Genomic DNA, 23,024 nt, shown 5'->3' with positions numbered 1-23,024 from the left:
ACGCCCACGCAGACCAGGACCAGCAGGGTTTCGAAGAAGATCTCCACGACGTGCTCCTTGTTGAGCGGAGGTGCTGTACGTACACAGGGCCGGGCCCCAGCTTACGCGGCCGGGGCCCGGGGTTCTGAGTGAGGTGCGACCGGGGGACGCCCTGGGCCGCCCGGGCGGTGGTCAGCCCAGCAGCTGGCTCTGCAGGGCCACCGTCTGCCGGAACGGCACCGGCTTCGCCGAGCCCTTCCTGGACTGCACGATCACCGCGAGGACGTCACCGGCGGACAGGTACGCCTGCCGGTCCTGCTCGGCGCCGTACGGGGTCGACTCGACGTAGACGGAGTAGTCGACGTTGTAGTCGTGGGCGTCGGTCGGGAAGTCCTTGTCGAACTCGGAGGTGATGGTGCCGCGCAGCTGCTCGGCCGGGCCGTCGGGCGGGGCCTCGCTGGTGAACAGGCCGTCGACGACCGTCGCCGTGGAGAACTGCAGCAGGTAGACGCGGGTGCGGGTGCCGTCCTCGGTGGTCCAGCCGCGGGCCGCGATGTGCCGCAGACCGTCGTCGACGAGTGTCTGCCGCAGGGTGTCGCGGGTCTCCTTCTGCGCGTACTCGGCCAGGAAGTCCTTCGTCTCCAGCCAGCCGTCGGTGCCGTGCAGCTTCTTGTCGTCCACCGCGCCCCTGGGCTCGGGCAGGAGGAGGGCGCGCAGATCGGCGTAGTGGGCGCCGGCCGTGTTCCCCTCGTCGAAGGGCCCCGGGCTGCCGGACGGCAGGGGCGGCTTGACGATCGTGGGGTAGTCCCAGCGCCCGTCCGACCGGGTGGACAGGCCGGGCAGGTCGGTCCGCTCCATACCCGTGATCCCGTACGCCGTCCCCGCCCCGGCCGCCGCGAACACGGTGACGGCGGCGGTCCACCGCAGCACGGCCCGCAGGACCCGGCGGTCCTTCCTGCCCGCCGGCGCCGGGGGCTCCGCCTGGAGCGGCGGCCCGTCGGGCAGGGGCGGCGCGGCCGCTTCCGGAAGCAAGGCGAGCCCCTGCTCCGTCTGCTCCGTCTGCTCCGTCTGCTCCGTCTGCTCCGTCTGCTCCGTCTGCTCGCTCATACGGCCTCCCCCGGCTCGGCGACGCGGTCGAGCTGGTCCTTCAGGAGCTCCGCGACGCCCTTGCTGTCGAACGGCTTGACCCCGTCGGCGCTGACGGTGATCAGGATGTCTCCGCGGTAGGCGGAGCAGTACATCGCGTCGAGGTCCTTGTCGGTGTTCTTCGGCGGCAGGAAGCAGCCGGCTTCCTTGTGACCCTTGATCTGCGGGCCCTTGCGGAAGATGTCCAGGCCGGCGAGGAAGGCGTTCTGGGACGTCGAGATCTTCCGGACGTCGGAGCTGTTCTCCATCTGGGACAGCACGATGTTCACGGCGACGGCGGAGTCCGTGAAGAAGGAGCCGCCGGCCTCCTTGGCGTAGCTGCGCATGGCCATGCCCTTGATGTGCTGCTTGTCGATCAGCTTCTCCAGCTGCCGGCGCTCGGTGCGCGGCAGGCCCCGCAGCGACTCCTTGCGCAGGGCGGTGGCCTGGGCGCCGCTGAGTTCGGTGTCGGCGGGGAACTCCCCGAAGTCCGGGCCACGCTTCCAGCCGTCGCCGTACGCCACGAGCATCCCGGGCAGCCCCTTGACGGACGCCTTCGTCGCGTCGCCGGACTTGGTCTCGGGAAACTTCCAGACCGCGGCACCGGCGTCACGGTCGGCCCCGTCCACGGTGACGACGGTGTACCCGACACCCCCCACAACAGCCACAGCCAACAGCACCGAAAAGGCAACGCCGGCTATACGCCCACGCTTACGACGTCCCTCACCGCCCACCACGGAGTCGCCAAACGGGCCGGCGAACACGGGGACGGCGGACGGATCCACGGGCCCGGGAGCGGCAAACGGGTCCGCGGGCACGGGGGCGGTGGACGCATCCACGGGCACGGGGGCGGTGGACGCATCCACGGGCATGTGGGCGGGCCCGGAGACGGGCGCGATCCCGAGCGCGGGTGCGGGTTCGCGGGCAGGCACGGATTCACCGGCAGGCGCAGAACCCGCCTCAGACGCGGACACGGCCTCCGGCCCGGGTACGGGCCCAGGTCCGTGGGCAGGCGCGGACGCTGCCTCAGACGCGGGGGCAGGGCCAGGTTCGCCAGCAGCCACAGGAGCCGCCTCAGGCGCGGGCACCCCCTCCAGCGCGGACACTCGCTCCGGCGCAGGCGCTGCCTCAGCGCCGGACACGGCCTCCGGCCCGGGTACGGGCCCAGGTCCGGGAGCAGTCGCCGACGCCTCCTGAGCCGCGGGCGTGGGCCCGGCTTCGCCGACAGCCGCAGACGCTGCCTCAGACGCGGGCGCGGGCCCCGGTCCGTGGGCAGGCGCGGACGCTGCCTCAGACGCAGGGGCAGGGCCAGGTTCGCCAGCAGCCGCAGGAGCCGCCTCAGGCGCGGACGCCCCCTCCAGCGCAGGCTCCTCCGCGGGTGCGGGCATCGGCTCCGACGCCGCCACCGGCGTGGAAGCACCCTCGGCCGCGGAAGTGCCCTCCAGCGCGGGCGCCGCCTCCTCCACGGGCGTGGGTGGGTGCGTCGGTGTTGGTGGGGCGGGGTCCTGGTGTGGGTCGGTCTGGTCGTTTGTCACAGCCGCTCCATCTGGCGCTTGGCCAAGTCCATGATCGTCGCCTTGGGGATCGGCTTCGTGTCGTAGACGTAGATCTCCATCGTTATGTCGCCGCGGTACGCGAAAGCCTCCGCGCTGTACAGCGGCAGATAGCCGGCCTTGGTCTCGGGGCGCTTGTGGACGTACGCCCTGCCGCTGCCGGTGCCGGGGATGGACCAGCTGTCGGTGCCGGCCGTCTTCTCGGCCCAGTACTCGCCGTTGTCGCTGGAGTCGCCGGCCTCCAGCGACTCCTGCTGGCGGTACTGGACCAGATGGATCTCCACGGTCCGGTTGCCGCCGGTCTCCCAGCCGGTGACGGCCACCCTGCGGAGCTCGTCATGGATGAGGCTGTTGAACATCGTGGCCGGCTTCGTGTAGCTCTTGGCGTATTCGGCCAGGTCCATCCAGCCGTCCTCGGACAGCCAGTCCGCCTTCTTCGTCCCGCTCGGCTTGCGGACCAGCAGCTTGCGCAGATCGCCGTCGACCCTCACCTGGCGGTCCTGCGCGGCGGACAGCGGCTCGGGCCCCCTGCCCTTCGTCTGGGCCAGCGCCGGCTGGGAGAGCGAGGGCAGCCGGGTCGGCTCGCGGTCGGCCTGGATCAGATAGCCGGTGCAGGTGCCGGCCACGACGCCGAGGACCGCGGCCCCGGCGATCAGCAGGGCGGTACGGCCGCGGCGTCGGCGTCCGGGCGTGACGGACGTATCCGGCGCAACCTCCGCAACCGGCTTGTCCGTCACCTCTTCGGGTACTTCCAAGACGTTCCCCCATGAAACGTGAAGCGCGCATTCCGTATGCGCGCTCCACAGGTGACTCATGGCCAACACCCCGAGTTGTAAGGGAGTTGATTACGATTCGGCCATGGCGAAGAAGCTCGTGATCAAGGTGACGGCGGGGGCCGATGCCCCCGAGCGGTGTTCGCAGGCGTTCACGGTGGCGGCGGTGGCCGTGGCCAGCGGCGTCGACGTCTCCCTGTGGCTGACCGGCGAGTCCGCGTGGTTCGCCCTGCCGGGCAGGGCCGCCGAGTTCGAACTGCCGCACGCGGCCCCGCTGCCGGACCTCCTCGACTCGCTGCTCACGGGCGGCAAGGTCACCCTCTGCACCCAGTGCGCGGCCCGCCGGGACATCACGGAGAAGGACGTCATCGAAGGCGTACGGATCGCCGGTGCACAGGTGTTCGTACAGGAGGCACTCGGGGACGACACGCAGGCGCTCGTGTACTGAGTCACGTGACCACCCGTCCCAGTCCCTTGCCCTGCCCCCGCCCCCGCCCCCGCCCCCGCCCCCGTACCGAATCACGTAAGCGCTCTTCCTGAGTCCTGTCACAGGTGATCGACAATCCGGTGATCGGTGTACGGCACAGGGTTACTCTCGCGCCAGGCGGCCACCCGGTCGTCAGTGGCCGGCCTCGCCGGAGGTCGGGCCACCGGCCTCGTCGAACAACCGCCAAGGTGGGGGACACCGTATGCGCGCCCTGCGAATACTTCTGATCGTCGTCGTGATCCTGGGCGGCCTCTTCGTGATCGCGGACCGGGTCGCGGTCCACTTCGCCGAGAACGAGGCGGCGGACAAGGTGCGCACCACCGAGGACCTGGCCTCGACCCCGGACGTGGACATCAAGGGCTTCCCGTTCCTCACCCAGGTGGCCTCCGGCAGGCTCGACGACGTCGTGGTCAGCATCAAGGACTACGTGGCCACCGCCGCGACCGGCACCGCGGGCAGCGGCGCGAGCGGCGCCAGGAGCATCCGTATCGACGATCTCAGGGCCGACATGAAGGGCGTCTCCTTCTCCGGCGACTACAGCTCCGCGACCGCCGACACCGCGACCGGCACGGCCACCATCGCCTACGACGAGCTGCTGAAGGCGGCAAAGTCCGAGCCGACGGACATCTTCCCGGGCGTCAGGGCGCAGGTGGTGGGTCTCTCGGACGGCGGCAACGGCAAGATCAGGGTCGACATCAAGGTCTCCGTCGCCGGCGCCTCGCAGACGTACCCCGTGCTGTCGACGGTGACCGTGGACGGCGACAGGGTGCAGGTGCACGCGGACAACCTGCCCAAGCTGGTCGTCGACCTCGCCGACTCCCGCATCCGCGCGATCACCGACTTCCAGCAGACCATCGACCAGCTGCCGGGCGGTGTGAAGCTGGACAGTGTGCGCGCCGCGAAGAACGGTGTGGAGATCACGGTGAAGGGTTCGAACGTCAGGCTCGCGGGGTAGACCGAGGACCGGCGGATCGTCCGAAGGGCGAGACGGTGACGTCCGTACCGCAGATGTGATGACGGACATACGTGCCCGGAGGGCGTATGGTCATGCACCCCGGGCCCGCTCCGTCTCATTAAACGGACGATCGCGTCTCACCATTCGACACGCCGGTGACACGCCCCGCTGTCCCTCCCTACGATCGTCGATATGAAGCGACAGGCGGATCTCACGAAGCGGCGGGCAGTCGACCTGTGCCGCGTCGCCGCCATGCTCTGTCGCCCCTTCTGAGCGGAGGCGTCGCCTTCCGCATTCCCGCCGCCCTGCCAAGGGCACCCGTGTGCTCCGGTGCAACCGCCGGAGGCACTCCGCACGCCCCGCCGCAACTGCCCCGGAGGAGAAAGAGCATGAGCCGCAGCGACGTCCTGGTCGACGCCGACTGGGTCCAGGACAACCTGGACAACCCCGAGATCGCGATCGTGGAGGTGGACGAGGACACGTCCGCCTACGAGAAGAACCACATCCGCAACGCGATCCGCATCGACTGGACCAAGGACCTTCAGGACCCGGTCCGCCGCGACTTCATCGACCAGGAGGGCTTCGAGAAGCTCCTGTCGACGAAGGGCATCGCCAACGACACGCTGGTGATCCTCTACGGCGGCAACAACAACTGGTTCGCGTCGTACGCGTACTGGTACTTCAAGCTGTACGGCCACGAGAACGTCAAGCTGCTCGACGGTGGCCGCAAGAAGTGGGAGCTGGACGCCCGCGAGCTGGTCGAGGAGGTCCCGGAGCGCACCGAGACCACCTACAAGGCCAAGCCGCAGAACACCGCGATCCGCGCCTTCCGCGACGACGTCGTGGCGGCGATCGGTTCGCAGAACCTCGTCGACGTGCGTTCCCCCGACGAGTTCTCCGGCAAGCTGCTCGCCCCGGCCCACCTGCCGCAGGAGCAGTCGCAGCGTCCGGGTCACGTCCCGTCCGCCCGCAACATCCCGTGGTCGAAGAACGCCAACGACGACGGCACCTTCAAGTCGGACGACGAGCTCAAGGAGCTCTACGCCGAGGAGCAGGTGGACCTGGCCAAGGACACCATCGCCTACTGCCGCATCGGTGAGCGCTCGGCCCTGACCTGGTTCGTCCTGCACGAGCTGCTGGGCGTGGAGAACGTCAAGAACTACGACGGCTCCTGGACCGAGTACGGCAGCCTGGTCGGCGTCCCGATCGAGCTCGGCGCCAACAAGTAAGCCCAACCCGTTCGCAATTCCCGACCGGCCTTCCTTCCGGTCAGACCCCTCTGAATCTGGAGAAAGACATGTGTGGAGCGAAGGCCGGCGGCCCGGACGCCTCGACGATCAAGCCCGGTGAGACCACGATCCAGGGTCAGGTGACCAAGGACGGCGAGCCGGTGACGGGCTACGTGCGTCTGCTGGACTCGACCGGCGAGTTCACCGCCGAGGTCCCGACCTCGGCGACGGGCCAGTTCCGCTTCTACGCGGCCGAGGGCACCTGGACCGTCCGCGCCCTGATCCCCGGCGGCACGGCCGACCGCACGGTCGTCGTGGCCGAGAAGGGCGCCCTCGCCGAGGTCGCCATCGCGGTCTGACCACCCGGCACCGTCGAAGGGCCGCACCTCACCAGGTGCGGCCCTTCGCCGTGCCCGGCCCTACCCTGGAGGAATGCTGGCACGTCGGCGTCACGTCTATTTCGCCATGATGGGCACCTGTATCACGCTGTTCGTCCTGGCCTGGGGAGTCGTGCGGATCTGGTCGGTTCCGGCGGCTGTGGCGATGTGCGTGGTCGCCATGGTCATCCCGCCGTTCGCCGCCATGGTGGCGAACCGTCGCGGCCCCGACGACCGCTGGTGGGACGACCCGTCCGGCGACCCCAAGTCCGACGAATGGTGGGACGAACTGGACGGCAAGAAACGCCCGAGGTGACGTGATACCGGGTACCTCGCTGACCGGCGTCACAGCGAGCGCCCCGCAAGGCGCCGTGCCTCTGGGGGCCCACGCCCCCCAGACACCCGCTCGTCCTGGACGGCGAGGCCGCGCGGCCGGTGGCGGAGGGCTCTGAGTGCGTCGGCGCGGATCAGGGGCCTCAGCCCAGAGCGCGTCCCAGTAGCCAGAGGGCAGGGGCCGCTGATGCGAGGGGGAGCGCGACGCCTGCTGTGAAGTGGACGAACCTGGACGGGTAGTCGTAGCTCGCCACCCGGTGGCCGATCAGGGCGCAGGCCGCCGCGGTCGCGCCCAGGAGGGCGCCCTTGGCGCCGAAGTCGGTCAGGCCGCCCACCGCGATGCCCGCGCCCGCCGCGGCGAGCACGGAGACCACGACGGACGCCGGGGTCGGCAGCGGGAGCGCGCGAGCCAGGACCGCCACCGCGACCGCCGCCGCGCCGACCGTCACCGCGTCCGGGTCGGCCGCGAGGTATCCCGCCGCCACGATCGCCAGCGCCGCCGAGGCGACCGTGGCCATCAGGCCGTACATCCGCTCGTCCGGGTCGGCGTGCGAGCGCAGCTGCAGGACGAGCGAGAGCAGTACCCAGACTCCGAGGGTGCCGAGGATGGCCGCCGGCCCGTGCCCACGACCGGCCACCAGCAGCGCGGCATCCGCGGCCAGCGCCCCGAGGAACGCCAGCGCGATGCCCTGCCGGGCCGGCCACATGCCGTTCAGCCGGAACCAGCCCGCCGCGGTGACGGCCTGGAGGACGACGAGCGGTACGAGCAGGGCGTACGAGCCGACCGCCGCCGTACCGGAGAGGAGCAGGCCGAGCAGTGCGGTGAGCGCGGCCGGCTGCATGCCCGGCTCGATGACCGGGGAACGGCCCTCCAGTCGGGCCCGCTGGGCGTCGGTGATCCGGGAGTTGCCCCCGAGGGTCGCCGGACCGTAGCCGGTGCCGTCGACGCCGGGTGCCTGAGGCGGCTGGGGCGTCTGGGATGACTGGGGTGCTTGGTAGGGCTGTGGTGGCAGATACCCGGTCTCCACACCCTGCACCGGTGAGTGCACCTGCGTCTCCCATGTCTGCCCCTGCCACTGCTGCGTGTGCTGCTGGGCGGCGTACGGGTCGTCGTAGGTCTGCTGCCACTGCGGGTCGTAGCCCTGTGGCTGTGGGTCGTAGCCCTGCTGGTACTGGTTCTGGTACGGCTGCTCGGTCATCCTCACCCTCCTGCGAACGGCGGGAGCACCTCGACCGTGCCGCCGTCGGCCAGCCGTACCGTCTCATGACCGCGGGTCCCGACAGGGTCACCGTCGATGAGGAACGAGCATCGCCGCAGCACCCGGGTCAGTTCCCCGGGGTGTCGCGCGCGCACGGCGTCGAGGGCCTCCGCGAGGGTGACCGCGTCGTACGGCTCCTCGGCGACCCCGGCCGCGGCCTTCGCGGCGGCCCAGTAACGCACCGTGACCTTTGGCATCCGTTCCTCGATCGATCGGCGGCGCGCACCATCGCGGTGCGCCCCTGTGTTCCGTCAGGCTAGCCCGCCCGGCCGACAGCCCAGTTCCCGATGCGGGCCAGCAGCTCGTCCGTCGCCGCGTGTTCCGCGTGGCCCATACCTCCCTCCAGCCAGAGTTCGCCGTGCTCACCGGCGGCCGCGGCCAGCATCCGGGGGTGGTCGACCGGGAAGTAGCCGTCCCGGTCGCCATGCACGATCAGCAGCGGAGTCGGGGCGATCCGGGGCACCGCCTCCACCGGGGACAGCGGGACCGGATTCCACTCCCGGTGGTGGATCCTCGTACCGAAGCCGTAGCGGCCCACCAGTCGGCCTTCCGGGCGCGTCACCAGCCAGTGGAGCTTGCGCATAGGGGCCGTGCCCCGGTAGTACCAGCGGGCCGGTGCACTCACCGAAACCACCGCGTCCGTGCCCGCATCCGTGCGCCCCTCGCGCCCCGAGCCGTCGGCGCCGCCGGCGCGGTGGAGCGCCGCGTGCCGCAGCACCACGGACCCGCCCATCGAGAAGCCGACGGTCGCCACGCGCGCGTGCCCGAGCGAGCGGGCCCAGCGGACGGCCGCGGCCAGATCGAGGACCTCCTTGTCGCCGACCGTCGAGCGCCCGCCGGAGGCGCCGTGGCCGCGGAAGGAGAAGCTGACCACGGCCCCGTACTGGGCGAACGCCTCGACGACCCGGCGGACATGGGGCTTGTCCACATCGCCGGTGAAGCCGTGGGCCAGAACGAACACGAGATCAACGGCAGATGGCGCGGAGGCGTCGTATACGGCGGAGCCCGGGTCGTATACGGAATCGATCGTCACCCCGTCGTCGGTGTGGAGAAACGTCCGCAAAGGTGTGCGTCTGATCGTCTCAGAGTTCGGAATACGGGTGGAACGGGCCACATGACCTGCCGGACCAGTGCTCATGTGGGCTATTCTGCTGGGCAGAGGACTCGGGCAGCGTAGCCCCCGGGTCCTTTTGTGCTTTCGGAAGCGTTGTATACGAAGCGGGAAACTCCAGGTGACCGCTGGTGTACGGGGCCTTCGGGATCGCAGAGCAGGTGATACACCGCACACGTCCTCGCAGGGACCGAGGAGGAACCGACGTATGAGTTCTCTGCTGCTCCTGACCAATGCCCTCCAGCCGTCGACGGAGGTACTGCCGGCCCTCGGCCTGCTGCTGCACAACGTGCGCGTGGCACCGGCGGAAGGCCCCGCACTCGTCGACACCCCAGGTGCCGACGTCATCCTCATCGACGGCCGCCGTGACCTGCCACAGGTCCGCAGCCTCTGCCAGCTGCTGCGCTCCACCGGCCCCGGCTGTCCGCTCATCCTGGTCGTGACGGAAGGCGGCCTCGCGGCCGTCACCGCCGACTGGGGCATCGACGACGTACTGCTCGACACGGCGGGCCCCGCCGAGGTCGAGGCGCGCCTGCGGCTGGCCATGGGCCGCCAGCAGATCGTCAACGACGACTCCCCCATGGAGATCCGCAACGGCGACCTGTCGGTCGACGAGGCGACCTACAGCGCGAAGCTCAAGGGCCGCGTCCTCGACCTCACCTTCAAGGAGTTCGAGCTCCTCAAGTACCTCGCCCAGCACCCGGGCCGCGTCTTCACGCGCGCGCAGCTGCTGCAGGAGGTCTGGGGCTACGACTACTTCGGCGGCACCCGTACGGTCGATGTGCACGTACGGCGTCTGCGCGCCAAGCTCGGCCCCGAGCACGAGTCACTGATCGGGACCGTCCGGAACGTCGGTTATCGATTCGTTACTCCCGAGAAGGCGGACCGGGTCGCCGACGAGGTCAAGGCCAAGGCGGATCGGGCAAACACGGAGGATGTGGACGAGTCCGCCGCCCTGGACGTCGCCGAGGTACCGGCGGAGGCATAAAGGGCGCCCGGGCAGGGCATTGCTTCCGCACATGCGGTACCGAGGGAAGCTTCTGTACGCCCTGCCCGGAGCGGGTATATCCGCGTAGACTCCGCGCGTGGCCAAGGTGACTCGGGATGATGTGGCGCGACTGGCGGGGACTTCCACCGCGGTGGTCAGCTATGTCATCAACAACGGACCCCGGCCGGTCGCCCCGGCCACGCGCGAGCGTGTCCTCGCCGCGATCAAGGAGCTGGGGTACCGGCCGGACCGGGTCGCCCAGGCGATGGCGTCCCGACGGACGGACCTCATAGGCCTGATCATCCCGGACGCGCGCCAGCCCTTCTTCGGCGAGATGGCCCACGCGGTCGAGCAGGCCGCGTCCGAGCGCGGGAAGATGGTGCTGGTCGGCAACACCGACTACGTCAGCGAGCGCGAGGTCCACTATCTGCGCGCCTTCCTCGGCATGCGGGTCTCCGGACTCATCCTCGTCAGCCACGCGCTGAACGACCAGGCGGCCGCGGAGATAGAGGCCTGGGACGCCCGGGTGGTGCTTCTGCACGAGCGGCCCGAGGCCATCGACGACGTCGCCGTGGTGACGGACGACCTGGGCGGTGCGCGGCTGGCCGTCGAGCATCTGCTGCGCCACGGCTACGACTACGTCGCCTGTATGGGCGGTACGGCCGAGACGCCCGCCGTGGGCGACCCCGTCTCCGACCACGTCGAGGGCTGGCGACGGGCGATGGAGGAGGCCGGGAAGCCGACCGAGGGCCGCTTGTTCGAGGCGCCGTACAACCGTTATGACGCGTACCGGATAGCGCTGGAGATCCTCGGCGGGCCCCGGCGGCCGCCGGCGATCTTCTGCTCCACCGACGACCAGGCGATCGGTGTGCTGCGGGCGGCGCGGGAGCTGCGGATCGATGTGCCGGGGGAGCTGGCCGTCACCGGGTTCGACGACATCAAGGAAGCGGCGCTGACGGATCCGCCGATGACGACCGTCGCGTCCGACCGGCCCGCCATGGCCAGGGCCGCGGTGGATCTGGTGCTGGACGACGGGGTACGGGTCGCGGGCGCCCGCCGGGAGCGGTTGAAGGTGTTTCCGTCGAGATTGGTGACGCGAAGGTCCTGCGGCTGCGAGTAGCGGGGTATGAAGGCATGTACATGAGGTCCGGCTGAGAAGGGCCCTCGATCCACGAGTAAGGCCTTTATATCGGGCATACGAGGTTCTGCCGGGCTTCTCAGCGGGCACTCAGGAAGCTCTCATGGTCGGGGGCGAAGCTCAGTGGCATGACCGAGAGCTTCCGCCGCAGCGGCGAGTACGAGAACCCGTACCAGGGCGACCAGCAGCAGTACGCCTCCTCGCCCGTGAACCCCGAGTGGCCGCCTCCGCCGGCGTACCGGCCGGCGCAGCAGCAGCCCGTTCCGCAGCCGGTGGAGCCGGTCGCGGTCGCCGCCGGTGGCGGTTTCCACGGTGACGGCGGAAACGGTGGCGGTACGGCCGTGCAGGCCACCGTGCCGGGCGAGGCGGCCCCCGGGGCCGGACCGGCCGAGAAGAAGCGGACCCGGGGCCCCATCGCCCTGCTGGCCGCCGTGGCGATCGTGGCCGCGGCGATAGGCGGCGGCACGGCCTACGCCTTCCAGGAGCTGACCGGCAACGACACCGTCGCCACCAGTTCGACCACCACCAATGTGGTGCCGTCCAGCAAGAAGGGCGACGTCGCCGCCATCGCCGCGGCCGTCAGCCCCAGCGTGGTCGAGGTCAGCGCGACGCTCAGCGACGGCTCGTCCACCGGCTCCGGTGTGATCATCACCAGCGACGGCGAGATCGTCACCAACAACCACGTCATCTCCGGCGCCCAGTCGATCAAGGTGACGACCAGCAACGGGAAGTCGTACACCGCGAAGGTGGTCGGCACCGACAGCAAGAAGGATCTCGCGCTGCTCAAGCTGGAGGGCGCGTCCGGACTGACGGTGGCTTCCCTCGGCAACTCCTCGGGCGTCCAGGTCGGTGACACGGTCGTGGCGATCGGCTCCCCCGAAGGCCTGTCCGGCACCGTCACCAGCGGCATCGTCTCGGCCCTGAACCGCGATGTGACCGTCTCGACGGACGAGAGCCAGGGCCAGGGCGGCGGCGGTGGCGGCCGGTGGCCGTTCTCCTTCGGCGGCCAGCAGTTCAACGGCGACACGGGGTCCTCGACGACCACGTACAAGGCGATCCAGACGGACGCCTCGCTCAACCCCGGCAACTCGGGCGGCGCGCTGATCGACGCCGGCGGGAACATCATCGGCATCAACTCCGCGATGTACTCGGCCAGTTCGTCCTCGTCCTCCGGTTCCTCCGACGCCGGCAGCATCGGCCTCGGCTTCGCCATCCCGATCAACACCGTCAAGGCCGACCTGGCGAAGCTGCGGTCGGGTTCCACCAGCTGAGCCGCACCGCACGAGCAGGGAGTACGTCATGATCCAGCAGGTTTCCCACACCGTCGCCGGCGCCGGCCCGGCCGGCTTCGCCCTGGCCCTCGAAGTGGCGTACGAGCTGCACGCGCCGCTCGTGGCGGACCGGGCCCCCGAGGTGGCCCCGCAGCTGATGGGGCTGCGCACCACCGCCGCCCACCCGCACCACCGCAAGGTGCCCCTGAGCAGGCTGACGGCGATGCGGGGCTGATGTGCGAGGCTGAAGGCCTTCAGCACGCCGAGCTCGCTCAGCCCCTGTTCGTCCCACCGCATCGAGGAACCGAAGACCATGAGCCCCGCCGAAGGCGACCGTGACACCCAGCGCATCCTGATCGTCGACGACGAGCCGGCGGTCCGTGAAGCACTCCAGCGCAGCCTCGCCTTCGAGGGGTACGAGACCGAGGTCGCGGTGGACGGCGCGGACGCCCTGGAGAAGGCGACCGCCTACCGGCCCGACCTGGTCGTCCTCGACATCCAGATGCCCCGCATGGACGGTCTCACCGCCGCCCGCCGTATCCGCGGCGCGGGCGACACCACGCCGATCCTGATGCTGACGGCGCGGGACACGGTCGGTGACCGGGTCACGGGTCTCGACGCCGGGGCCGACGACTACCTGGTCAAGCCCTTCGAACTGGACGAACTCTTCGCCCGCGTCCGCGCGCTGCTGCGGCGCAGCTCGTACGCGGCCGCCGCGGGTGCCGCCGCCGAGGAGAACGAGGCGCTGAACTTCGGCGACCTGCGGATGGATCTCGCGACGCGGGAGGTGACGCGAGGCGGGCGGCCGGTGGAGCTGACCCGTACCGAGTTCACCCTGCTGGAGATGTTCATGGCGCACCCGCGCCAGGTGCTGACCCGTGAGCAGATCCTGAAGGCGGTGTGGGGCTTCGACTTCGAGCCGTCGTCCAACTCGCTGGACGTGTACGTGATGTATCTGCGCCGCAAGACCGAGGCGGGCGGCGAGCCGCGGCTCGTGCACACGGTCCGGGGTGTGGGGTACGTGCTGCGGCAGGGTGGGGCGGAGTGAGGAAGGTACTGCGCCGCTTCCAGACCCTGCCGATCCGGTCCCGCCTGGCGATGCTGGTCGCGGCGGCGGTGGCGTTCGCGGTGGCGGCGGTGGCGGTCACGTGCTGGTTCATCGTCCAGGGAAAGCTGTACGCCCAGCTCAACAGCGACCTCAACGACATGGCGCGCAGACCCGGCACGGTCAATCAACTCCTGCAGAGGTGCACGCAGACCCCGCAGGAGAACACCCCGAACTATCCCGGCCGCAACGACTACGTCCAGGCGATCAAGGAGAGCGGCGCCCCCTGCGTCGACCCGAACTCTCCGAGCACGGTCAAGGTCACCGACTCCGACAAGGACGTGATCAAGTCGGCGAAGTTCCTCCGGGGGGACGTCCGCAACGGCACCGACAAGAAGGGCAACGCCGTCCGTGTGATGACCCTGTACCTCGGTGTCGACCAGAACGACGGGCAAGGGGTCGCCCTGCAGCTCGCGGTCCCCCTCAAGGGAACCCAGTCCACCCTCAACGAACTCGCCCTGATCCTCCTCCTCGTCTCCGGTGTCGGAGTCCTCGGTGCCGGCGCCGCCGGGCTCGCGGTCGCGCGGGCCGGTCTCCGTCCCGTCGACAAGCTCACCGAGGCCGTCGAGCACGTGGCCCGCACCGAGGATCTGAGCATCCGCATCCCGGTGGAGGAGGACGCCGAGGACGAGGTGGCCCGGCTCTCCCGCTCCTTCAACTCGATGACGACCTCCCTGGCCAACTCCCGTGAGCTGCAGCAGCAGTTGATCGCGGACGCCGGCCACGAACTCCGCACCCCCCTCACCTCCCTCCGTACCAACATCGAACTCCTCACCCGCAGCGAGGAGACGGGCCGCCCGATCCCCCCGGCGGACCGCAAGGCGCTCCTCGCCTCGGTGAAGGCGCAGATGACCGAACTGGCGTCCCTGATCGGCGACTTGCAGGAGCTGTCGCGGTCGCAGGGGCAGCGGGGCGAGCGTGTGCAGGTGGTGTCGCTGCGGGACACGGTCGAGGCGGCCCTGCGCCGGGCCCGGCTGCGCGGCCCCGAGCTGACGATCACCGCCGACCTCCAGCCCTGGTACGTTCGCGCGGAGCCGTCCGCCCTGGAGCGGGCGATCGTCAACATCCTCGACAACGCGGTGAAGTTCAGCCCCGACAGCGGCACGATCGACGTCCAGCTGGACCGCGGCACCCTCACCGTCCGCGACCACGGCCCCGGCATCCCCGAGGACGAACTCCCGCACGTCTTCGACCGCTTCTGGCGCTCCCCCAGCGCCCGCGCCCTCCCCGGCTCGGGCCTCGGCCTGTCGATCGTCGCCCGTACCGTCGAGCAGGCGGGCGGCGAGGTCACCCTGGCCCGCGCACCGGGCGGCGGCACGATCGCGACCGTACGCCTACCGGGGGCACCGACACCTCCGCCCGAGGTGCCGTAGGGGTCTGTGATCCAAGAACCTCACAGAAAGTGCAGGCGCTCCAAGGCCGTACGCAGGTCGCCGACCCAGCGTTCGTATGCGGGAACCCGCTGGAGCACCTTCAGAGACACACGCTGTCCCAGCAGATCAAAGTCGAACTCGGGCCGGTGTCGTGGACCGAACGCCTCTGCCAGAGTCTTCTTGGGATCTGCGACCTTCTCGACCTCGCGCGGTGAATTGATCAGCTGTCGCACTGCCGCCTCAGGCCCCGTCGGCAGGGCGGCGGGATCGGCGAGCATCCAGGCCTCGGTCTCCCGGACAGGAATGATCCCCACGACTCGTTCACGGGCTTGAGGCTCGCGCAGCGCGGCTCGTACGGAGTCGATCTTCCCTCGTTCGTTGTGATCGTGGTGAACGACCACGAGGTCGAAGTGTTCCAGCAGCGCCTCGACTTCCGAGACAACGCGATCACGGGGTTCGACAGTAAGACGCTCGCCCGGCCTGGTGGTGTCGAAGAGGAAACCCTCCCCGGACTCCGACACCAGCGCCTCGACCTGACGGTTGATCAGCGGCAGCAGAAACCACTGGTCGCTGAGTCCCTCGGTGAGCAACGCGATACTGAGGTATCTAAGCCCCATGCTCATACCCCACCGGGTTCAGGTACTGGCGTACCTCCATGGGGGTGACGTACGTGCCGCGCTCGCCGGATCCGGCAACTTTGCGGGCACGGGTGAGCCTGGTCGGCGACTGCCCGCCGCCCAGGCGGGTGACCGTGTCGAGGAAGACCACGTCGTGAGATGCCTTGTCGAGAAGGGAGGAGAGGACCACCGGGGAGTGAGAGGTCACGAGGATCTGATGAAGGCCGTCGCTGTCACCCCTTCCGACACCCCCGTACCATTCCCATTCCTGCGGTTCGGACCGCCTCAGATCCGTGGCCCGCTCTCTCAACCTCTCCAGAAGTCTCGGCACACGACTCGGGTGCAGTCCGTTCTCTGGTTCTTCCAGCATCAGCACACCAGAGTGGACGGGGTCGTGAGCCGCGGCGAGCAACCCGAGCAGACGAAGCGTTCCGCCGGAGACGACCTGCGGGGGCATCTTCGGCTCATTCCTGTGCCGGATCCAGATGTCCCACTGGCCCCGTTCCACATCCCGGGCCACATCGATCTTCCGGACCTCGGGAAGAACCGCTGCGACGTCCGCCTCGAAACCGGCCTTTCCCTCCGGTTTCCCCTCCCACAGCCTGCCGAGCACTGCGCCGAGGTTACTGCCGTCCTCCGCAAGAGGGTCGGAGTCGTACGCGTCGGAGGGACGGCGCATCGCCTCGGGCTGAAGGTCCAGGATGCGCCATCCCGCGACGGCTTCTCTCACTGCGCCGAACACCGCTCGCTGCGCCTGGTTTTCCGCCACCGGGTCCGGATCCCCCCGGAGCACCCGGGTGGCATTGCGGTCGATCTGTTCGGCTACCGCTCGTGGCAGTTCGAGTCCCTCGCTGCCGAGACATGTGAAACGCCCCTGGACGGCCAACGTTTCGGATGCCCCTTGCGTGTCGATGGTCATTTCGACCCTCACATGCGCCGCACCGAGCGGGGTCCGCACCAGGACGTTCGCACTCAGCCGCATCGCGTCAACCAGGCCGCCCTCTGGCCCTCTCCGAAACAGCTCCCGGGCCCCGCCCCGCCTGGCGTACCGAACCAGCGTCTGACCTCGCGGATCCTTCACCAGCCGACCGAGCAGTGCCACGGCCTCCAGCAGGTTGGACTTGCCCGAGCCGTTCGCGCCCAGCAGCACGAGGAACGGCGACACGTCGAGTGAGAAGTCCTCGAACGTCTTGAAGCCGTCGATCTCGATCCGGGTGATCACCGATGCTCCTCACGCGCCACAGGCCCACGAAACGGGTGCATCCCCACAGTAGACGCCCTGACACGCCCATACGGTCCCAGCGACGGCGGGGCCACCCTGAGGGTGGCGGGGAACGGTGGCTGCGGTGGAGCAGCCGGAGGAGCCTGGGGCTTCGCCAGAAGGGCGTCCGCAAAGGTCGTACTCCCGCGGACCTCACCCGGTCGTGGGGCCACACGCCTTGTTCTTCACCCCATCCACGAACACGGACCGCTCCGCCGTCGGCTGTTCGGTGTGTTCAGGTCCCGGCCATCTCTCCGGCCGTCCGCTCACTTGCCCTGCCGGTCCCGACGGAACACCAGGCCGGCGAAGGCGGCGATGCCGGCGCCGAAGATCCCGGCCGCGACACCGGGGGCGTGATGGTCGACCAGATACTTCGCCAGCCAGAACAGGCCGGTGATGCCGGTGCCGGCCACCACCGCGCCGAAGATCCGGAAGCGTATCTCCACCTTGTCGAGCCAGCGCCGATGCTCGTAGTCGGCCTCGATCTGCCGGAGCATGCGTTCTGCGCTGCCCGGAAGTCTCGTCTCCCATGCGGCGATCTGAGCGTCGAGGGGGAGGTCCTGCCACGAACTCCGGGGCCCGCCCGACGCTTCCTGCTCCGGAGTGGGTTCGCTCATCGGTCGCCTCCCGTGAGCCCGGCATCGGGTGCGGACGGCGGCGGGCCAAGGCGGTCGTAGGCCTCTCGGAGGTAGGCGTCCTTGGTGGGCGGTGGTAGCAGTACGGCCGTACGAGGTCGCCGGAACACGGCGGCGTCGGTGAGGCCCCTGAGGAAGGCGGCGCCTCGGCACGGGGTGGTCCTGAAGGGGCCGGGGGGTCTCAGGGGGGCTACCGGGTAAGTCGGCGCGCGGCGACGGGCGTTGAGCACAGCGACCGTCACGAGGATCGCCCACAGGACGGCCAACCGCCACGTGGTGTCGATACCGGGCAGGACGTAGACGACGCAGGCGACGCCGATGAGGACGGCCGACGTGACAGCGAGGAAGTCGGCGACCGGGCCGGCCCCGAACGCCCTGGCGGTCGGTGGCAGGACGCTGCGTGGTTCGGGCAGGGCCGGTCCGGTCCAGCCTGGTGCGACACCGGCCTCCGCCGCCTCTGTCGGGGACCCCCGCCACTCGATGCCGGCGAAGCTCATCCTCTGCTCCGCCTCCCCGGCCGTCGGGCGCCGGGCGGGGTCTTTCCGCAACAGCTCCAGCAGGACGGGGGCGAGGGGACCGGCACGGTGAGGAGGCGGAGGCTCCTCGTGGAGAACGGCGTACAGGTCACCGAGCGTCGTGCCCGTGTCGAAGGGCCCGTGGCCCTCCACCGCCGTATACAGGACGGCGCCCAGCGAGAAGAGGTCGGAGGCCTCGCCCGCATGACCACCCTGGATGGTCTCGGGAGCCATGTACTGAGGCGCTCCCACCAGCATGTCGCCCGGTGCGGTGCCGCGGCTGATCAACTCGCCGTACCCGAACCCCGTCACGAGAACCCGCCCGTCGGGTGCGAGCAGCACGCGCTCCGGTGCCAGCGCGCGGTGCACCACTCCGACAGCGTGCGCCGCCCTCAGTGCCCGAAGCACGGCGAGCCCCACGCGCGCCGTCTCCCGCTGGCTCAACGGTCCTTGTTCCGAGATCACTTGGGCCAGACTGCGCGTATCCGGCACGTACTCCGTGGCGAGCCACACCCAGTCGCCCTCAGGTATGACGTCGTATGTCCGAAGGACCTGCGGGCTGTCGATGAATGTCACCGGCCTCAACCAGCGCGCGAAGTCCTCCCTCCTTGGACGCGACAGGTCGTCCGTCGGCACGGGGACCATCCGCAGGGCCACCTGCCGGCCGGATGTCTCGTCCTCGGCGAGCCACACGGCGCCCGTGGCGCCCGACTCGAGCTGCCGCAGCAGCCGGTACCGCTCCGCGAGCAGAGTTCCCGCGATCAGCCTCTCCCCCGACACCGCTCCGCCCCTCTCACCCGGTCACCTCGACTTCCTTGTCCTTCCCCCTGAGTACCGTGATCCCTCCTTGCCCGCCTCCTCCACTCCTCAACACCCCTGACACCAAAGGGAATTCGCAGAGAGGGGCCGGACCCGGCAGGAACGTCGACTTCATCCTCGGGCGGGCCACCGCCGTGATCGGCGCCGGGTCGGGGGCGGCGAGCGGTGGCCGGTTGGCTCGCAGGGTGGCCGCGGACCCCCGTCCTGACGTGCACGACCCACCTCTACGACTTCGAGGGCCGTCGTTTCCTGCTTCCGCAGCTGGACGACCGGCGGCTGGACGACCCGTACGCCGAGGTCTCCGAGCTGTGTCTGGCCGCCGCCCCGCGCCGCAGCCTCAGTTGGGAGCGGCAGCCGAACGTCGAGGATCTGATCCTCCACCGGACCGCCCGGCGCAAGGGGTGGAGCTGGGGGTTGTGAACAGGAGGTGATCGACGGCAGTTGAGCGTGTTCTGGCGCGCATGAGTGAGTTTCCGGGCGGTGGCCGACACACACGCCTGCATGGGGAACGGGAGTTCTTGCGTCGAATGCGTGACCTTCGCCCGTGGTGGTCGTTGGGTCTGGTGACAGATTGATCTGCTCGGCTCGCTCGCCTGCCGTGATCTGAAGGCGTGGTGCGCGGCCGGGCTGGAACACGACAGTGAGCAGTGGGCCCGAAGGCCACTCACGATCAGTGGGCGCTGGCCCGGCGCGGCCAGCTCGCGCACATTCAGAGCCTGGAAGCCGGGATCCAGACGATCGAGCACCGGCTGTCCCGGCCAGTGGGTGAGAAAGGCACCAAGCAGGCGCCGGGCGGCTACCGCGGCACTCGGGAGTGGCATGCGAAGAGGCGCCGCCTGTGTGTGCTCGAAGACCGGCTTCAGATGGTGCGGGCGGACCGTGAGGCCGGGGTCGTGCGCGTGGTGCGAGGCGGGAAACGGCTGCTGAACACCCGCCATCACCTTGAGGAAGCGCAGCTCACTGAGGAGCAGTGGCGCACGCGGTGGCGGGCAGGGCGCCCGGCTTTTCGCCGCGGACGGCGAGTCCGGCAAAAGGTTCGGCAACGAGACCATCCGCGTCACACCCGGCGGCGAGATCTCGGTCAAGCTGCCCGCGCCGCTGGCGCATCTGGCGAACGCTCCACACGGCCGGTACGTGCTGGCGGCGAAGGTGTCGTTCGCGCACCGGGGTGAGCAGTGGGCCGACCGCGTGGCAGCCGACCGGGCCATCGCCTACCGCATCCACGAAGACACAGTTCGCGGGCGCTGGTACCTGACCGCGTCCTGGACGATCCCCCCGGTCCAGACAGTGCCGTTGGCGGCGGCCCGCGCCGGTGGCTTAATCGGCTTCGACGCCAACGCCGACCACCTGGCCGCCTGGCGCCTCGACGCACACGGCAACCCGTGCGGCGAACCACGCAGGTTCTTCTTCGACCTCGACGGCCCCGCCTCCTACCGGGACGCCCAGGTGAGACACGCCCTGATCCGCCTGCTGCACTGGGCTGCCCGGCACGGACTGAACATCGCCATCGAGGACCTCGACTTCGACACGGACAAGACCCGCGAGAAGCACGGCAGACGGAAGCCCGGCTACACCTCCAAGTGGGGCGCGCAGCACTGGCAGAAGCCTCTCAGCAGCACGAAGCGGGCCACAACGCGGCACGACGCCGCGAGCGTGGCTATCGGAAGGCGCGCCCTCGGGCACGGTATCCGGCGACGGGCGGCACCGCCCCACACCCACCGGAGCGATGGGTGTGGGCATCGGACCGCCCAGGCTGGACATGGCGCCCGAGGGCGTGAGGAACGCCGCCCCGCGTCCCCGGACCACGAACACGATCCGATGGCGCTGAGCGTGGAGTGAAAGCGGCCGACCAGTGTGCCCAGCACCGTCCGGGGCACACGGCTGAGCATGGGTTCTGGCAACAGGACTCACTCCCGCTCGGCCTTTAGGAACGGTTCAACGGCGCGTTGCTCGTGCTGCTCGCGATGTTCGTGTTCAGCATTCGGCAGGCCGTCACGGGCAGGCCGGATCACGAGTTCCTGGAGCTGGTGTGCGTGCCGCTGGTCGCCCTGGTCGCGCTCGGCGCCCTGTTCTCCTGGTACTGGACCCACCGCACCCCGCCCGCTACCACCTGAGGATCATCGTCTCGTCCACCGTCGGCGGTACGTCCGCCACCGCGTCCGGCAGGGGCTCGGCGAGGGCCGCGTAGGTGCCGCCGCGGGCGAGGAGTTCGGCGTGGGTGCCGGTCTCCACCAGGCGTCCCCGGTCGACGACCAGGATGCGGTCCGCGTCGGGGGCGAGGCTCAGATCGTGGGTGATCATGATGGTCGTACGGCCCGCCATCAGCTTGCGCAGGGGCGCCACGACCTGGCGGGCGGCGACCGCGTCCAGGCCTGCCGTCGGCTCGTCCAGGACGAGGACCGGCGCGGCGCGCAGCATGGCGCGGGCGATGGCGACGCGCTGGAGCTGACCTCCGGACAGGGCGGCGGTGCCGGGCGCGATGGGGGTGTCGTAACCCTCGGGGAGTGCGGTGACGAAGTTGTGGGCCGCCGCTTCGCGCGCCGCGCCCTGGATCTCCTCCTCGCTCGCGCCGGGGCGTCCGCAGGCGATGTTCTCGCGGATCGTGCCGTTGAGGATGAGGGTCTCCTGGGGGAGCAACGCCACGTTCTCGCGCAGGAATTCGAGACTCATGTCGGTCAGTGGGACGCCGTCCAGGGTGATCACGCCCTGTGCGGGGTCGTAGAAGCGGGTGAGCAGCTTGGAGAGGGTGGACTTGCCGGCACCGCTGGAGCCGGTGACGATCACCAACTCGCCGGGGCCCGCGGCGAAGTTCACGTCCCGCAGGGAGGCGCGGCGGGAGTCCGGATAGCGGAAGGAGACGTCGTGGAAGGCGACCCAGCCGCGCACGGGCCAGGCGGCGACCGGTTCGGCGGGATCGGTGACGGCGGGCCGGGTGTCCAGGATCTCGTTCAGCCGCTCGGCGCCCGCGGTGGCCGCGGTGAGGGTGAGGCCGAGCCGGCCGAGGCTGCGGACCGGTGGATAGAGGTAGCCGATGAACGCGGCGAAGGCGAGGAGCTGACCGAGGGTCATCCGCCCGGCGGAGATCTCCCAGACGCCGAGGCCGATCACGGCGAGGACGCACAGCGTCTCGACGACCTCGACGAACTGCTCGTACATCTCGCTCAGCCGGGCGCCCCGGACACTGGCGCTCATCCAGGCGCGTGCCTCGCGGTCGAGCCGCCGCTCCTCGTCCGCACGGCGGTTGTAGGCCTGGGTGAGCACGATGTTGCCCAGTGACTCCTCGACGACCGAGGTGATGGCGCCGTCGGCGACCCGCTCGTCCTGGGAGGCCGTCCTGATGCGGCCGGAGAAGCGGCGGGCGGCGAGCAGGAAGAGGGGCGCGAGGACGAAGGTGGCCAGGGCCAGGTCCCAGCGGAGATAGAGGGCGGCGGCGGAGTAGAAGACGGCCGAGAAGGCGGCGGCGACCGTGCCGACGACGCCCGACACGACCATCTGCTCGATGGCCTCGACATCACCGGTGAGGCGTTCGACCAGGTCGCCCTGGCGGTGCTTCTGGAAGAAGTGCGGGGGCAGGTCCTGGACGTGCCGGAAGACCCTGGCGCGCAGTCTGAGGACGAATCTCTCGGCGGTCCAGGTGGCGAGCGAGTTGCCGAGGTAGCCGACGAGCGCGCCGAGCGCGGCCACGCCGAGCCAGGCGGCGGCCGGGCCCCAGAAGGCGGCGAGGGAACCGGCCTTCAGGGCGTTGTCGGTGAGTTCGGCGAACAGCAGGATCGAGGCGGTCTCGGCGAGTGCGGAGACCACCACGCAGGCGATGATCGCCACCAGCCATCTGCGGTCGCCGCGGGTCAGCGGCCAGAAACGGCCGAAGGCCGCACGGACTTCCTTCATGGTCGACAACTCCCTTCGGTACGGCGGGAACACGGCCGAGGCGGGGCCACCGGATTGCGAGCATGCTCGCCCTGACCGGTGACCCCGCCTCACGGAGTGCTTTCGGCGCGTCTGTCACTGATCTGCAACAGTTCTTCTGCCGATCCGCTGCAATTACCTTTGATTTACGTGTGTGAATTACACGTCAGTGCTTGTCGCCGATGGGGCGGCGCTTCGGGGCCGGCTTCTTCGGA

Annotated in this window: 25 protein-coding genes and 1 pseudogene; 15 read left to right on the top strand and 11 right to left on the bottom strand. The window is 70.0% G+C overall.

What is annotated here, in order from left to right:
- Nucleotides 1-171: 171 nt before the first annotated feature.
- The 3 genes from ABZT17_RS30030 to ABZT17_RS30020 form a co-directional block, all read right to left on the bottom strand.
- Nucleotides 172-1,086: a hypothetical protein gene (locus ABZT17_RS30030; protein ID WP_356353266.1), complete on the bottom strand. Its 915-nt coding sequence runs from the start codon at nucleotides 1,084-1,086 to the stop codon at nucleotides 172-174.
- The gene (locus ABZT17_RS30025; RefSeq protein WP_356353264.1) at nucleotides 1,083-1,733 is read right to left on the bottom strand and encodes a hypothetical protein; all 651 of its coding nucleotides are present in this window, start codon (nucleotides 1,731-1,733) and stop codon (nucleotides 1,083-1,085) included. Before ABZT17_RS30025 ends, ABZT17_RS30030 begins: the two co-directional genes overlap by 4 nt.
- 902 nt (nucleotides 1,734-2,635) lie before the next feature.
- Nucleotides 2,636-3,412 (bottom strand): hypothetical protein, encoded by a 777-nt coding sequence (locus tag ABZT17_RS30020; RefSeq protein WP_356353262.1) that lies wholly within the window; start codon nucleotides 3,410-3,412, stop codon nucleotides 2,636-2,638.
- Nucleotides 3,413-3,515: 103 nt separating this feature from the next.
- On the opposite strand from ABZT17_RS30020, the gene ABZT17_RS30015 reads away from it, so the two are divergent.
- From ABZT17_RS30015 to ABZT17_RS29990, 6 genes are all read left to right on the top strand, one after another.
- A complete protein-coding gene (locus tag ABZT17_RS30015; protein ID WP_356353260.1) occupies nucleotides 3,516-3,878 on the top strand; it encodes a DsrE family protein in 363 nt (120 codons plus the stop codon).
- A gap of 241 nt (nucleotides 3,879-4,119) precedes the next feature.
- A complete protein-coding gene (locus ABZT17_RS30010; RefSeq protein WP_356353258.1) occupies nucleotides 4,120-4,872 on the top strand; it encodes a DUF2993 domain-containing protein in 753 nt (250 codons plus the stop codon).
- A gap of 192 nt (nucleotides 4,873-5,064) precedes the next feature.
- A complete protein-coding gene (locus ABZT17_RS30005) occupies nucleotides 5,065-5,145 on the top strand; it encodes an Ms5788A family Cys-rich leader peptide (RefSeq protein WP_350751515.1) in 81 nt (26 codons plus the stop codon).
- Between the two features lie 116 nt (nucleotides 5,146-5,261).
- The gene (locus ABZT17_RS30000; RefSeq protein WP_356353256.1) at nucleotides 5,262-6,101 is read left to right on the top strand and encodes a sulfurtransferase; all 840 of its coding nucleotides are present in this window, start codon (nucleotides 5,262-5,264) and stop codon (nucleotides 6,099-6,101) included.
- A 68-nt stretch (nucleotides 6,102-6,169) separates the two neighbouring features.
- Entirely contained in the window at nucleotides 6,170-6,460 is a 291-nt protein-coding gene (locus ABZT17_RS29995; RefSeq protein ID WP_126393189.1) for a DUF1416 domain-containing protein, read from the top strand.
- Between the two features lie 73 nt (nucleotides 6,461-6,533).
- Nucleotides 6,534-6,794, top strand: coding sequence for a DUF3099 domain-containing protein (locus tag ABZT17_RS29990; protein ID WP_356353254.1), 261 nt, complete (start codon nucleotides 6,534-6,536; stop codon nucleotides 6,792-6,794).
- A gap of 160 nt (nucleotides 6,795-6,954) precedes the next feature.
- On the opposite strand, the gene ABZT17_RS29985 is transcribed toward ABZT17_RS29990, so the two are convergent.
- From ABZT17_RS29985 to ABZT17_RS29975, 3 genes are read right to left on the bottom strand one after another with little or no spacing between them, the layout of a single operon-like run.
- On the bottom strand, nucleotides 6,955-8,010 hold the full coding sequence (locus ABZT17_RS29985; RefSeq protein ID WP_356353252.1) for a hypothetical protein: 1,056 nt from the start codon (nucleotides 8,008-8,010) through the stop codon (nucleotides 6,955-6,957).
- A gap of 2 nt (nucleotides 8,011-8,012) precedes the next feature.
- Nucleotides 8,013-8,267 carry a MoaD/ThiS family protein gene (locus ABZT17_RS29980; RefSeq protein ID WP_356353250.1) on the bottom strand — a complete coding sequence of 85 codons (255 nt, stop codon included), beginning with the start codon at nucleotides 8,265-8,267 and terminating at the stop codon, nucleotides 8,013-8,015.
- A gap of 59 nt (nucleotides 8,268-8,326) precedes the next feature.
- Nucleotides 8,327-9,208: an alpha/beta fold hydrolase gene (locus ABZT17_RS29975; protein WP_356353248.1), complete on the bottom strand. Its 882-nt coding sequence runs from the start codon at nucleotides 9,206-9,208 to the stop codon at nucleotides 8,327-8,329.
- Between the two features lie 181 nt (nucleotides 9,209-9,389).
- On the opposite strand from ABZT17_RS29975, the gene ABZT17_RS29970 reads away from it, so the two are divergent.
- The 6 genes from ABZT17_RS29970 to ABZT17_RS29945 all read left to right on the top strand — a co-directional run bounded on the left by ABZT17_RS29970 (nucleotide 9,390) and on the right by ABZT17_RS29945 (nucleotide 15,056).
- Nucleotides 9,390-10,169, top strand: coding sequence for a response regulator transcription factor (locus ABZT17_RS29970; protein WP_356353246.1), 780 nt, complete (start codon nucleotides 9,390-9,392; stop codon nucleotides 10,167-10,169).
- Nucleotides 10,170-10,266: 97 nt separating this feature from the next.
- Nucleotides 10,267-11,289, top strand: a complete 1,023-nt coding sequence (locus ABZT17_RS29965) for a LacI family DNA-binding transcriptional regulator (RefSeq protein ID WP_356353244.1) — start codon at nucleotides 10,267-10,269, stop codon at nucleotides 11,287-11,289.
- 146 nt (nucleotides 11,290-11,435) lie between these two features.
- A complete protein-coding gene (locus tag ABZT17_RS29960) occupies nucleotides 11,436-12,578 on the top strand; it encodes a trypsin-like peptidase domain-containing protein (protein ID WP_356353243.1) in 1,143 nt (380 codons plus the stop codon).
- 28 nt (nucleotides 12,579-12,606) lie between these two features.
- Nucleotides 12,607-12,813 (top strand): hypothetical protein, encoded by a 207-nt coding sequence (locus ABZT17_RS29955; protein ID WP_356353241.1) that lies wholly within the window; start codon nucleotides 12,607-12,609, stop codon nucleotides 12,811-12,813.
- 78 nt (nucleotides 12,814-12,891) lie between these two features.
- Entirely contained in the window at nucleotides 12,892-13,626 is a 735-nt protein-coding gene (locus tag ABZT17_RS29950) for a response regulator transcription factor (protein WP_356353239.1), read from the top strand.
- On the top strand, nucleotides 13,623-15,056 hold the full coding sequence (locus ABZT17_RS29945) for a HAMP domain-containing sensor histidine kinase (RefSeq protein ID WP_356353237.1): 1,434 nt from the start codon (nucleotides 13,623-13,625) through the stop codon (nucleotides 15,054-15,056). Before ABZT17_RS29950 ends, ABZT17_RS29945 begins: the two co-directional genes overlap by 4 nt.
- 20 nt (nucleotides 15,057-15,076) lie before the next feature.
- On the opposite strand, the gene ABZT17_RS29940 is transcribed toward ABZT17_RS29945, so the two are convergent.
- The 4 genes from ABZT17_RS29940 to ABZT17_RS29925 form a co-directional block, all read right to left on the bottom strand.
- Nucleotides 15,077-15,679 (bottom strand): DUF4276 family protein, encoded by a 603-nt coding sequence (locus ABZT17_RS29940; RefSeq protein ID WP_356353235.1) that lies wholly within the window; start codon nucleotides 15,677-15,679, stop codon nucleotides 15,077-15,079.
- On the bottom strand, nucleotides 15,663-16,895 hold the full coding sequence (locus tag ABZT17_RS29935) for an AAA family ATPase (RefSeq protein WP_356353233.1): 1,233 nt from the start codon (nucleotides 16,893-16,895) through the stop codon (nucleotides 15,663-15,665). The genes ABZT17_RS29940 and ABZT17_RS29935 overlap by 17 nt, the downstream gene beginning before the upstream one ends.
- Before the next feature lie 305 nt (nucleotides 16,896-17,200).
- Nucleotides 17,201-17,551, bottom strand: coding sequence for a hypothetical protein (locus ABZT17_RS29930; RefSeq protein ID WP_356353231.1), 351 nt, complete (start codon nucleotides 17,549-17,551; stop codon nucleotides 17,201-17,203).
- Nucleotides 17,548-18,864: a serine/threonine-protein kinase gene (locus tag ABZT17_RS29925; protein WP_356353229.1), complete on the bottom strand. Its 1,317-nt coding sequence runs from the start codon at nucleotides 18,862-18,864 to the stop codon at nucleotides 17,548-17,550. Before ABZT17_RS29925 ends, ABZT17_RS29930 begins: the two co-directional genes overlap by 4 nt.
- Nucleotides 18,865-19,068: 204 nt before the next feature.
- Here ABZT17_RS29925 and ABZT17_RS29920 point away from each other — a divergent pair, with 204 nt between their 5' ends.
- The 3 genes and pseudogenes from ABZT17_RS29920 (at nucleotide 19,069) to ABZT17_RS29910 (ending at nucleotide 21,017) form a co-directional block, all read left to right on the top strand.
- Nucleotides 19,069-19,323, top strand: a complete 255-nt coding sequence (locus ABZT17_RS29920; protein WP_356353227.1) for a hypothetical protein — start codon at nucleotides 19,069-19,071, stop codon at nucleotides 19,321-19,323.
- A gap of 150 nt (nucleotides 19,324-19,473) precedes the next feature.
- A pseudogene (locus ABZT17_RS29915) lies at nucleotides 19,474-20,831 on the top strand (IS200/IS605 family accessory protein TnpB-related protein).
- 18 nt (nucleotides 20,832-20,849) lie between these two features.
- On the top strand, nucleotides 20,850-21,017 hold the full coding sequence (locus ABZT17_RS29910) for a hypothetical protein (protein WP_356353225.1): 168 nt from the start codon (nucleotides 20,850-20,852) through the stop codon (nucleotides 21,015-21,017).
- Here ABZT17_RS29910 and ABZT17_RS29905 read toward each other — a convergent pair.
- Nucleotides 21,007-22,791 carry an ABC transporter ATP-binding protein gene (locus tag ABZT17_RS29905; protein ID WP_356353224.1) on the bottom strand — a complete coding sequence of 595 codons (1,785 nt, stop codon included), beginning with the start codon at nucleotides 22,789-22,791 and terminating at the stop codon, nucleotides 21,007-21,009. The two genes, ABZT17_RS29910 and ABZT17_RS29905, sit on opposite strands and share 11 nt — an antisense overlap.
- Nucleotides 22,792-23,024 lie beyond the last annotated feature (233 nt).

This window comes from Streptomyces sp. NPDC005648, assembly GCF_040605395.1.
Taxonomy (GTDB): domain Bacteria; phylum Actinomycetota; class Actinomycetes; order Streptomycetales; family Streptomycetaceae; genus Streptomyces.
This window is presented reverse-complemented; position numbering and strand designations above follow the sequence as displayed.